The 10,818-nt window shown below is 68.9% G+C and carries 13 protein-coding genes; all 13 read right to left on the minus strand.

All coding sequences use genetic code 11. The features are described 5' to 3' along the window. Nucleotide 1: 1 nt before the first annotated feature. Nucleotides 2-871: a 30S ribosomal protein S3 gene (rpsC, locus tag ETD83_RS01835; RefSeq protein ID WP_138643276.1), complete on the minus strand. Its 870-nt coding sequence runs from the start codon at nucleotides 869-871 to the stop codon at nucleotides 2-4. Further along, nucleotides 871-1,254: a 50S ribosomal protein L22 gene (gene rplV / locus ETD83_RS01840; RefSeq protein WP_138643277.1), complete on the minus strand. Its 384-nt coding sequence runs from the start codon at nucleotides 1,252-1,254 to the stop codon at nucleotides 871-873. Before rplV ends, rpsC begins: the two co-directional genes overlap by 1 nt. A 26-nt stretch (nucleotides 1,255-1,280) precedes the next feature. Continuing rightward, nucleotides 1,281-1,562 carry a 30S ribosomal protein S19 gene (rpsS, locus tag ETD83_RS01845; protein ID WP_138643278.1) on the minus strand — a complete coding sequence of 94 codons (282 nt, stop codon included), beginning with the start codon at nucleotides 1,560-1,562 and terminating at the stop codon, nucleotides 1,281-1,283. An 11-nt stretch (nucleotides 1,563-1,573) separates the two neighbouring features. Then, on the minus strand, nucleotides 1,574-2,407 hold the full coding sequence (rplB, locus tag ETD83_RS01850; RefSeq protein ID WP_138643279.1) for a 50S ribosomal protein L2: 834 nt from the start codon (nucleotides 2,405-2,407) through the stop codon (nucleotides 1,574-1,576). Nucleotides 2,408-2,448: 41 nt separating this feature from the next. Continuing rightward, the gene (gene rplW / locus ETD83_RS01855; protein WP_131890072.1) at nucleotides 2,449-2,748 is read right to left on the minus strand and encodes a 50S ribosomal protein L23; all 300 of its coding nucleotides are present in this window, start codon (nucleotides 2,746-2,748) and stop codon (nucleotides 2,449-2,451) included. Between the two features lie 12 nt (nucleotides 2,749-2,760). Continuing rightward, the gene (gene rplD, locus ETD83_RS01860; RefSeq protein WP_138643280.1) at nucleotides 2,761-3,363 is read right to left on the minus strand and encodes a 50S ribosomal protein L4; all 603 of its coding nucleotides are present in this window, start codon (nucleotides 3,361-3,363) and stop codon (nucleotides 2,761-2,763) included. Next, a complete protein-coding gene (rplC, locus tag ETD83_RS01865) occupies nucleotides 3,360-4,010 on the minus strand; it encodes a 50S ribosomal protein L3 (RefSeq protein ID WP_138643281.1) in 651 nt (216 codons plus the stop codon). The genes rplD and rplC overlap by 4 nt, the downstream gene beginning before the upstream one ends. Before the next feature lie 14 nt (nucleotides 4,011-4,024). Beyond that, nucleotides 4,025-4,333, minus strand: coding sequence for a 30S ribosomal protein S10 (gene rpsJ, locus ETD83_RS01870; RefSeq protein ID WP_018657599.1), 309 nt, complete (start codon nucleotides 4,331-4,333; stop codon nucleotides 4,025-4,027). Between the two features lie 101 nt (nucleotides 4,334-4,434). Continuing rightward, the gene (gene tuf / locus ETD83_RS01875; protein ID WP_138643282.1) at nucleotides 4,435-5,628 is read right to left on the minus strand and encodes an elongation factor Tu; all 1,194 of its coding nucleotides are present in this window, start codon (nucleotides 5,626-5,628) and stop codon (nucleotides 4,435-4,437) included. 86 nt (nucleotides 5,629-5,714) lie between these two features. Then, complete coding sequence (fusA, locus tag ETD83_RS01880; protein ID WP_138643283.1) at nucleotides 5,715-7,826, minus strand: elongation factor G; 2,112 nt, start codon at nucleotides 7,824-7,826, stop codon at nucleotides 5,715-5,717. Between the two features lie 41 nt (nucleotides 7,827-7,867). Next, complete coding sequence (rpsG, locus tag ETD83_RS01885; RefSeq protein WP_138643284.1) at nucleotides 7,868-8,338, minus strand: 30S ribosomal protein S7; 471 nt, start codon at nucleotides 8,336-8,338, stop codon at nucleotides 7,868-7,870. After that, nucleotides 8,338-8,712: a 30S ribosomal protein S12 gene (gene rpsL, locus ETD83_RS01890; protein ID WP_067889275.1), complete on the minus strand. Its 375-nt coding sequence runs from the start codon at nucleotides 8,710-8,712 to the stop codon at nucleotides 8,338-8,340. The genes rpsG and rpsL overlap by 1 nt, the downstream gene beginning before the upstream one ends. Before the next feature lie 614 nt (nucleotides 8,713-9,326). Further along, the coding region (locus ETD83_RS01895; protein ID WP_138643285.1) for a hypothetical protein at nucleotides 9,327-10,818 on the minus strand (1,492 nt) is incomplete at its 5' end.

Here is a 10,818-nt window from a genome sequence, read left to right on the forward strand (position 1 = left end):
CTCAGCTCCCCTCACCCTGCGGAGCAGCCTCGGCGGCCGGCGCCTGCTGCTCGGAACTCTGCTGCTGCTTGGGCGCGCCGCCGCGGTCGCCGCCGCGCTCGCCGCCACCGCCACCGCCGCCGGCTCCGCCGCGTCCGCCACGGCCACCTCGGCCGCCGCCGCCACGGCGCTCGCCGCGGCGCTCACGGCCGCCGCCACCGCCGGCCGCGCGCTGCTGCGCGGCCTGCTGCTCGCGCTCGGCGCGCGTCGACGCGGCCTCGCCCTTGTAGATCCACACCTTGACGCCGATGCGGCCGAACGTCGTCCGGGCCTCGTAGAAGCCGTAGTCGATGTCGGCGCGCAGCGTGTGCAGCGGGACCTGGCCCTCGCGGTAGAACTCCGACCGCGACATCTCGGCGCCGCCGAGACGGCCGCCGCACTGCACCTTGATGCCCTTGGCGCCCGACTTCATCGCGGACTGGATCGCCTTGCGCATGGCGCGGCGGAACGCGACGCGGCTGGACAGCTGCTCGGCCACGCCCTGCGCGACGAGCTGCGCGTCGATCTCGGGGTTCTTGACCTCGAGGATGTTCAGCCGGACCTGCTTGCCGGTCAGCTTCTCCAGGTCGCCGCGGAGGCGCTCGGCCTCCGCGCCGCGGCGGCCGATGACGATGCCCGGCCGGGCGGTGTGGATGTTGACCTCGACACGGTCACGGGTCCGCTCGATCTCCACCTTGGAGATGCCCGCCCGGTCCATGCCCTTCTGGAGCATGCGCCGGATCTGGACGTCTTCCTTGACGTAGTCCTTGTAGAGCTTGTCGGCGAACCACACGCTCTTGTGGTCGGTGGTGATACCGAGCCGGAACCCGTGCGGGTTGATCTTCTGACCCACTACCGGGCCCTCCTCGTCTTCTTACCGCCGCCGGACGCGGACGCTGTTTCGTCCCGCGACTCCACGACCACGGTGATGTGGCTCGTGCGCTTGTTGATGCGGTAAGCCCGGCCCTGGGCGCGGGGACGGAAACGCTTCAGCGTCGGCCCCTCGTCCACGTACGCCCGGCTGACGACGAGCGTTTCGGTGTCGAGCTTGAAGTTGTGCTCGGCGTTGGCGATGGCGCTCGCCAGCACCTTGCCCACCGGCTCACTCGCAGCCTGGGGGGCGAACCGCAGCACCGCCTGAGCCTCCGCGGCCGGGAGGCCGCGGATGAGGTCCACCACGCGGCGGGCCTTCCTGGGCGTGACGCGGATGAACCGCGCCTGGGCCCTGGCTTCCATCGCTTTCCCTCTCTCTGCCGGCCTGCTCAGCCGCGACGGCTGCGGCGGTCTTCCTTGACATGGCTGCGGAACGTGCGCGTCGGCGCGAACTCGCCGAGCTTGTGCCCCACCATGGAGTCGGTGATGAACACCGGGACGTGCTTGCGGCCGTCGTGCACGGCGATCGTGTGACCGATCATGTCCGGCACGATCATGGAGCGCCGCGACCACGTCTTGATGACGTTCTTGGTGCCCTTCTCGTTCTGGCCGTCCACCTTCTTCATGAGGTGGTCGTCCACGAAGGGGCCCTTCTTAAGGCTACGTGGCATACGAGCGACTCCTACCGCTTCTTCTTGCTGCGACGACGGACGATCAGCCGGTCGCTCGACTTGTTCGCCTGGCGAGTGCGGCCTTCCTTCTTGCCGGCCGGGTTGACCGGGTGCCGGCCACCGGAGGTCTTGCCCTCACCACCACCGTGCGGGTGGTCGATCGGGTTCATGGCCACGCCGCGGACGGTCGGGCGCTTGCCCTTCCACCGCATGCGGCCGGCCTTGCCCCAGTTGATGTTCGACTGCTCGGCGTTGCCGACCTCGCCGACGGTCGCGCGGCAGCGCACGTCCACCATCCGCATCTCGCCGGACGGCATGCGCAGCGTGGCGTACTTGCCCTCCTTGGCCAGCAGCTGGACGCCGGCGCCCGCGCTACGGGCGATCTTGGCGCCGCCGCCGGGCCGCAGCTCGATGGCGTGGATGACCGTACCGGTCGGGATGTTGCGCAGCGGGAGGCAGTTGCCCGGCTTGATGTCGGCGCCCGGCCCGTTCTCGACCCGGTCGCCCTGCTTCAGGCCGCGCGGGGCGAGGATGTAGCGCTTCTCGCCGTCCACGTAGTGCAGCAGCGCGATCCGGGCGGTGCGGTTCGGGTCGTACTCGATGTGCGCGACCTTCGCCGGGACGCCGTCCTTGTCGTGCCGCCGGAAGTCGATGACGCGGTAGGCGCGCTTGTGGCCACCGCCCTGGTGCCGGGTGGTGATGCGGCCGTGGTTGTTGCGGCCGCCCTTCTTGGGGAGCGGACGCAGCAGCGACTTCTCCGGCTCGGTGCGCGTGATCTCGACGAAGTCGGCCACGCTGGAGCCGCGACGACCCGGAGTCGTCGGCTTGTAGTTACGGATGCCCATCTTATTCGTTCATCCCTTGTCTGCTTCGGGACCCGGGCCGGTTAGGCCGGGCCGCCGAAGATGTCGATCCGCTCGCCCTCGGCAAGACTGACGATGGCGCGCTTGGTGTCCTTGCGCTTGCCGTAGCCGAACCGGGTGCGCTTGCGCTTGCCCTGCCGGTTGAGCGTGTTCACGCTCGTCACCTTGACGCCGAACACCGCCTCGACCGCCTGCTTGATCTGGGTCTTGTTGGCGTCCGGGCGGACGACGAACGTGTACTTGTTCTCGTCCAGCAGCCCGTAGCTCTTCTCCGAGACGACCGGCGCGATGATGATGTCGCGGGGGTCGGCGATCTTGTTCATGTGCGACCCTCCTTACTTCTTCGCCGCACGCGAGATGAACTCGTCGTACGCCGCCTTCGTGAAGACGACGTCATCGTTCACCAGCACGTCGTAGGTGTTGAGCTGGTCGGAGACGAGCACGTGCACGGCCGGCTCGTTGCGCAGGCTCCGCCAGGTCAGCTCGTCCTCGCGGTCCAGGACCACCAGGACGCGCTTGGCCTCGGTGACCTCGCGCAGCGCCTTCAGCGCCGTCCTCGTCTTCGGGGTGTCGCCCTCGATGAGGCCGTCGACCACGTGCACCCGGCCGTGCCGGGCGCGGTCGGACAGGGCACCGCGGAGCGCCGCCGCCTTCATCTTCTTGGGCGTCTTCTGGGTGTAGTCGCGCGGCTGGGGACCGTGCACGACGCCGCCGCCGGCGAACTGGGGCGCGCGGGTCGAGCCCTGGCGGGCGCGTCCGGTGCCCTTCTGCCGGTACGGCTTGCGGCCGCCGCCGCGCACGTCGCCGCGCGTCTTGGTCGAGTGCGTGCCCTGCCGGGACGCCGCCTCCTGCGCCACCACGACCTGGTGGATCAGCGGGATGTTGGTCTTCGCGTCGAAGACCTCGGCGGGCAGGTCGATGTCGAGCTTGGAGGTCACTTGCCCGCTCCCTTCGTCGCGTCGCGCACCAGCACCACGCCGCCGTTGGGACCGGGAACCGCGCCCTTGATCAGCAGCAGGTTCTTCTCCGCGTCGATGGCGTGGACGGTCAGGTTCTGCACGGTGGTGCGGGCGTTGCCGTGCCGTCCCGCCATGCGGAGGCCCTTGAAGACGCGACCGGGGGTCGCGCAGCCACCGATCGAACCCGGCGAGCGGTGCTTGCGCTGGGTGCCGTGCGAGGCGCCGAGTCCCTTGAACCCGTGGCGCTTCATGACACCGGCGGTGCCCTTGCCCTTGCTCGTGCCGGTCACGTCGATCTTCTGGCCGGCCTCGAAGACGTCGGCGGTGATCTCCTGGCCGAGTTCGTACCCGGTGGTGTCGTCGGCGCGCAGTTCGACGAGGTAGCGGCGCGGCGTGACGCCGGCCTTCTCGAAGTGACCCCCGCGCGGCTTGTTCACCTTGCGCGGGTCGATCTGCCCGAACCCGATCTGGACGGCGGTGTACCCGTCGTTCTCCTGGGTCTTGAGCTGCGTGACGACACACGGCCCGGCCTGGACGACGGTCACCGGAACGATCCGGCCCTCATCGTCGAAGACCTGGGTCATGCCGAGCTTCTCGCCCAGGACGCCCTTCCTCTGCGTACTCATTGTCGGTGCGTCCCTCAGAGCTTGATCTCGATGTCGACGCCGGCCGGAAGGTCGAGCCGCATCAGCGAGTCGACCGTCTTGGGCGTCGGGTCGATGATGTCGATCAACCGCTTGTGCGTGCGCATCTCGAAGTGCTCGCGGCTGTCCTTGTACTTGTGCGGCGAGCGGATGACGCAGTACACGTTCTTCTCGGTCGGCAGCGGCACCGGGCCCGCGACCTTGGCGCCCGTCCGCGTCACCGTCTCAACGATCTTCTTCGCGGAGGTGTCGATGACCTCGTGGTCGTAGGCCTTGAGCCGGATGCGGATCTTCTGTCCCGCCATGGTGGCCTCGGTGTCCTTTGCTGTAGTGCCGCTGTTTACGTCGGGGTCATAGAGCGGCGGCCCTGCCTTGGCGGCCGGGCCGCCGCTGCTACGACGGGGTGTTACTTGATGACCTTGATGACGCGACCCGAGCCGACCGTCCTGCCGCCCTCGCGGATGGCGAACTTCAGGCCCTCCTCCATGGCGACGGGCTGGATCAGCTCGACGCGCATCTCGGTGTTGTCGCTCGGCATGACCATCTCGGTGCCCTCGGGGAGGTTCACCACGCCGGTCACGTCCGTGGTCCGGAAGTAGAACTGCGGACGGTAGTTGTTGAAGAACGGCGTGTGGCGGCCGCCCTCGTCCTTGGACAGGATGTAGACCTGCGCCTCGAACTCGGTGTGCGGGGTCGTGGTGCCCGGCTTGATGACGCACTGGCCGCGCTCGACGTCCTCGCGCTTCACACCCCGCAGGAGCAGGCCGACGTTGTCGCCCGCCTGGCCCTGGTCGAGGAGCTTGCGGAACATCTCGACGCCGGTGACGGTCGTCGTGGTCTTCTCGTTCTTGATGCCGATGATGTCGACGGTCTCGTTGACGTTCACGACACCGCGCTCGACGCGGCCGGTCACGACGGTGCCGCGGCCGGTGATCGAGAAGACGTCCTCGATCGGCATCAGGAACGGCTTCTCGACGTCGCGGACCGGCTCCGGCACGTTCTGGTCGACGGCGTCCATGAGCTCGCCGATCGACGCGGACCACTGCTCGTCACCCTGCAGGGCCTGGAACGCCGACACGCGGATGACCGGAAGGTCGTCGCCCGGGAACTCGTACTCGGTGAGCAGCTCGCGGACCTCGAGCTCGACGAGCTCCAGGATCTCCTCGTCGTCCACCATGTCGCACTTGTTCAGCGCGACGACGATGTACGGCACGCCGACCTGGCGGGCCAGGAGCACGTGCTCCTTGGTCTGCGGCATCGGGCCGTCGGTGGCGGCGACCACCAGGATGGCGCCGTCCATCTGCGCCGCACCGGTGATCATGTTCTTGATGTAGTCCGCGTGCCCCGGGCAGTCCACGTGCGCGTAGTGCCGGGCCTCGGTCTGGTACTCGACGTGCGCGATGGAGATGGTGATGCCGCGCTCGCGCTCCTCCGGCGCCTTGTCGATCTCGTCGAACGGCGTGAAGGGGTTGAGGTCCGGGTACTTGTCGTGGAGCACCTTGGTGATCGCCGCGGTAAGCGTCGTCTTACCGTGGTCGATGTGTCCAATGGTGCCGATGTTCACGTGCGGCTTCGTCCGCTCGAACTTGGCCTTCGCCACTGGTTGCTCCTTGCTTGCGATCCTCGGCCGTCCTCGACGACCGTTTCGATGTGCGTTCTGGTGATCTGGTGGGCAGGCCGGCGCTCTTACTCGCCCCGTGCCTTGGCGATGATCTCCTGCGCGACGTTCGACGGAACCTCGGCGTAGGAGTCGAACTGCATCGTGAAGACAGCCCGGCCCTGGGTCTTGCTGCGCAGATCACCCACGTAGCCGAACATCTCGGACAGCGGCACGAGCGCCTTGATGACGCGCATGCCGTGCCGCTCGTCCATGGACTGGACCTGACCTCGACGGCTGTTGAGGTCGCCGATCACGTCGCCCATGTTGTCCTCGGGCGTGGTGACCTCAACGGCCATCATCGGCTCCAGCAGCGTGGGGGACGCCTTGCGGGCGGCCTCCTTGAACGCCATGGAACCGGCGACCTTGAACGCCATCTCCGAGGAGTCGACCTCGTGGTAGGCGCCGTCCTGCAGGGTGACCTTGACGCCGACCATCGGGTAGCCGGCGAGGACACCGAACTCGGCGGCCTCCTGGCAGCCCGCGTCGACCGACGGGATGTACTCCCGCGGGATGCGGCCACCGGTGACCTTGTTCTCGAACTCGTAACCGTCGGACCCGCCGCCGAGCGGCTCCAGGTCGATGATCACGCGGCCGAACTGGCCGGAGCCGCCCGTCTGCTTCTTGTGGGTGTACTCGACCTTCTCGACCTTGCGGCTGATCGTCTCGCGGTAGGCGACCTGCGGCTTGCCGACGTTGGCGTCGACCTTGAACTCGCGCTTCATCCGGTCGACGAGGATCTCCAGGTGGAGCTCGCCCATGCCGGAGATCACGGTCTGGCCGGTGTCCTCGTCGGTGCGGACCGTGAAGGACGGGTCCTCCTCGGCCAGCCGCTGGATCGCGGTGCCGAGCTTCTGCTGGTCGGCCTTCGTCTTCGGCTCGATCGCGACGTGGATGACCGGCGCCGGGAAGTTCATCGACTCCAGCACGATCGGGTTCTTGTCGTCGCACAGCGTCTCGCCGGTGGTGGTCTGCTTGAGGCCCATCACCGCGACGATGTCACCGGCGCCCGCGCGCTCGATCTCGGTGCGCTTGTTGGCGTGCATCCGGTAGATCTTGCCGATGCGCTCCTTGCGCTCCTTGACGGAGTTCATCACGTTCGCGCCGGACTCCATGACGCCGGAGTAGACGCGCACGAACGTGAGCTTGCCCAGGTGCGGGTCGCTCATGATCTTGAACGCGAGCGCGGAGAACGGCTCGTCCTCGCTCGGCCGCCGGGTGAGCGCCTTCTCCTCGTCCCGGACGGCGTGGCCCTCGATGGCCTCGACGTCCAGCGGGGAGGGCAGGTACCGGACAATCGCGTCCAGCAGCGGCTGCACGCCCTTGTTCTTGAAGGCCGTGCCGCACAGGACCGGGGTGAGCTTCGCGGCGATCGTCGCGCGGCGGATGCCCGCGTAGAGCTGCTCGACCGTGGGCTCCTCGCCCTCCAGGTACAGCTCCATGACGTCGTCGTCGTTCTCGGCCAGCGTCTCGACCATCTTGTCGTGGTACTCGCGAGCCGTCTCGACGTGGGTGTCGGGGATGTCGACGACGTCGTACATCTCGCCGAGCTTGGCCTCATCGTTCCAGACGAGGGCCTTCATCGTCACGAGGTCGATGACGCCCTTGAAGTCGGACTCGGCGCCGATCGGGAGCTGCAGCGCGAGCGGGGTCGCGTTGAGACGGTTCTCGATCATGTCGACGCAGCGGTGGAACTCCGCGCCGACGCGGTCGAGCTTGTTGACGAAGCACATGCGGGGGACGCCGTACCGGTCGGCCTGACGCCACACCGTCTCGGACTGGGGCTCCACACCGGCGACACCGTCGAACACCGCGACCGCACCGTCGAGCACCCGCAGGTTGCGCTCCACCTCGACGGTGAAGTCGACGTGCCCGGGGGTGTCGATGATGTTGATGGTGTGCTTGACCTCGTCGACGGGCCACTCGCAGGTGGTGGCGGCGGAGGTGATGGTGATCCCCCGCTCCTGCTCCTGCTCCATCCAGTCCATGGTGGCGGCGCCGTCGTGGACCTCGCCGATCTTGTAGCTCATCCCCGTGTAGTAGAGGATGCGCTCGGTCGTCGTGGTCTTGCCCGCGTCGATATGGGCCATGATCCCGATGTTGCGGACCTTGGCCAGGTCTACACCGGTTTTGGTAGCCACTGTCGTCCTTCGCGTCGTCTCGTCGGTACTGTTCGCCGGGGTTACCAGCGGTAGTGGGCGAAGGCCTTGTTCGACTCCGCCATCTTGTGGGTGTCCTCCCGCTTCTTGACGGAAGCGCCGAGGCCGTTGCTCGCGTCGAGCAGCTCGTTCATCAGCCGCTCGGTCATGGTCTTCTCGCGCCGCTGCCGGGCGTACAGCACCAGCCAGCGGAGGGCGAGGGTGGTGCTGCGGGCCGGCCGGACCTCGACGGGGACCTGGTAGGTCGCGCCGCCGACGCGGCGGCTGCGGACCTCCAGGGTCGGCTTGACGTTGTCGAGGGCGCGCTTCAGCGTGACGACCGGGTCGTTGCCGGTCTTCTCGCGGGCGCCTTCCAGAGCGTCGTAGACGATGCTCTGCGAGATGGACCGCTTGCCGTCCAGGAGAACCTTGTTGATGAGCGCGGTGACCAGCGGCGAGTTGTACACCGGGTCAGCGATGAGCTGGCGCTTGCCAGCGGGGCCCTTACGCGGCATCAGCCCTTCTCCTTCTTCGCGCCGTAGTGGCTGCGGCCCTGCTTGCGGTTCCGGACACCCTGCGTGTCCAGGGTGCCGCGAATGATCTTGTACCGGACGCCCGGGAGGTCCTTCACACGGCCGCCGCGCACGAGCACGATCGAGTGCTCCTGCAGGTTGTGGCCGACACCGGGGATGTAGGCCGTGACCTCGATCCCGCTCGACAGCCGGACACGGGCGACCTTGCGGAGCGCCGAGTTCGGCTTCTTGGGCGTCGTCGTGTAGACGCGCGTGCAGACACCCCGGCGCTGGGGGCTGCCCTTGAGCGCGGGCGTCTTGTTCTTGGTCACCTTGTCCTGGCGGCCCTTGCGGACCAGCTGCTGGATCGTGGGCACCGCGTCTCCGTCTTCCTCGTACCGAGCCGGTAAGTCTTAATGCTGCAATCACCACCTCAGGCGAGGCTGTGACCTGCCGGTTTCCCGACCTCTCCGACCCACGCGGTCGGGCGTGTCGCCGCCACACGGGAATACAGCCGCGCGAAACCGACACAGACCGCCCGGCCCGTATGTTGGGGCCGAATCAAGCCGGGGAGCGAGCCTCTACCATCCGGCGCGTCCGGGCGGCACTGAACCACCAAGCCCACCGAGGATGAGAGAGCCTCATGTGATGCGGCGCTGGGGCTGGCCTGCCGGCCTCTCCGACGCGCACGCACAGCGGCCCGCACTGCGGGCACAAGTGAAGAGATTACCGAGCCACGCGCGAAAGTGCAAAGTGGGGACGCATTACCGTGCGCCCACCCTCTGACGCAAGCCCGGCAAGGGTTGGTTCGGTTGTGGGGAGGCTTCTCCCCATAGATCTGAACGGCCAAACGCCGACGGGTGTTCCCGGCTCCGAGGTCGTCCCGGAGCAGGTGGACCCGTCGGCATTGTGTCCCAGGTGACGGCGGTTGGGGAAGACGTGGACGAGGTTTTACCTACGTCCTGATCGCCGCTCGTGCCGGTGGACCGTCCTATCGGAGGAAGGCGACGTAGAGCACGGCGATGACCACCACGAGGGCGACGATGCCGCCGACGACGAGCAGGAGCGTGTTCTTGCCGCCCTTGCCCTCGCCGGTGCCCGCGCCGTAGCCGGGTTGCTGGCCGTACTGCCCCTGCTGGCCGTATTGCCCGGGCTGTCCGGGCTGTCCGGGCTGTCCGTACTGGCCCGGCTGTCCGTACTGCTGCTGGCCCTGGCCTGGTGCCTGTCCGGGCGCTCCGGGGGCCTGGGCCATCTGCTCACCCGGCTGGCCGTACTGCTGGCCGTACCCCTGCTGCTGCCCATAGGGCTGCTCCTGCTGCTGCCCGTAAGGCTGCTGCTGACCGTACTGCTGCTGCTCGCCGTACTGCTGCTGACCGTATCCCTGCTGCTGGGGCTGCTGTTGCGGGGCCTGCTGGCCCCACTGCTGCTGGCCGATGTCCATCCGGGTGTGGTCAGCCAGGTTCTGCGGCTCGGGCTGGCCGCCCTGCGCGGACGGGTTGAACACCTCGGTGGCGGGCGCGTCCTCCCCACCGCTCTCGCTGTGCGGACGGTAAGGGTCTTCCTGAGGGGCGGACGGCTGGGCACCGGCACCGAAACCGGACTCGGGCGGCGGGACCATCATCGTCCGCTCGGCGTCCAGGCCCTGCTGTCCGGGCTGGCCCTGCCGGGGCTGGCCGGGGTGGACGCCGCCGGGCTGGGACGACTCCGGCGACCACGGCTCGGGCGTGGACGGCGGCGTCGGCGCCTGCCACGGCTCGGCCGGGGGCTCCTGCTTGCGCTCCGGACCGGTGGCGACCGGGATGTCGGTGCCGGGCGACCAGTGCAGCGTCGCCTGGTCGTCGATGACGGGCCGCGGCGGCTCGGGCTCCGGCGTCCCGGCGGGCCCGGGGACGATCATCGTGCGGTCGGTCAGGGAGTCCTGCGGCTGCTCGCCCTGCGGCGGCTGCTCGCCGGCGGGCTGCGTGGCGCCGGGGTCGGGCGGCGGGAACGCACCGCCCTGCCCGCCGAACGGCTGCTGGCCGTACTGCGGCAGCGGCTCCTGGGCCGTCTCATGGGACGCGCCGTGCATCGGCTGCTGCGGATACGCGGGCGGCTGGCCGTAGGGCTGCTCCGGCGGCTGCTGGCCGTACGGGGGCTGCTCCGGCGGCTGTCCGAAGCCGGGCTGAGGCTGGCCGTACTGCTGCTGTTCCGGCTGGCCGTACTGCTGCTGCTCCGGCGGCGCGTATTGCTGCTGCTCGGGTGGTGCGTACTGCTGCTGCTCCGGGGGCGGGAACCCGCCGGGGCCGGGAGGGGCGCCGTAGGGCATCTGCCCGGCGGGCGGCTGCCCGTACGGGCCCTGCTGCTCCTGCGGGCCGCCGAACGGAGACGGGGGCGGCGGAGGCGGCTGCTCGCCGAACTGCTGCAACGGCTGCTCGACCATCGTGGGAGGAGGCGGCGGCGGGCGCTCCTCGTCGCGGGGCTCCACCGGCGGTTCGGGCTGGGCG

Source organism: Actinomadura soli (assembly GCF_005889715.1).
GTDB classification, from domain to species: domain Bacteria; phylum Actinomycetota; class Actinomycetes; order Streptosporangiales; family Streptosporangiaceae; genus Spirillospora; species Spirillospora soli.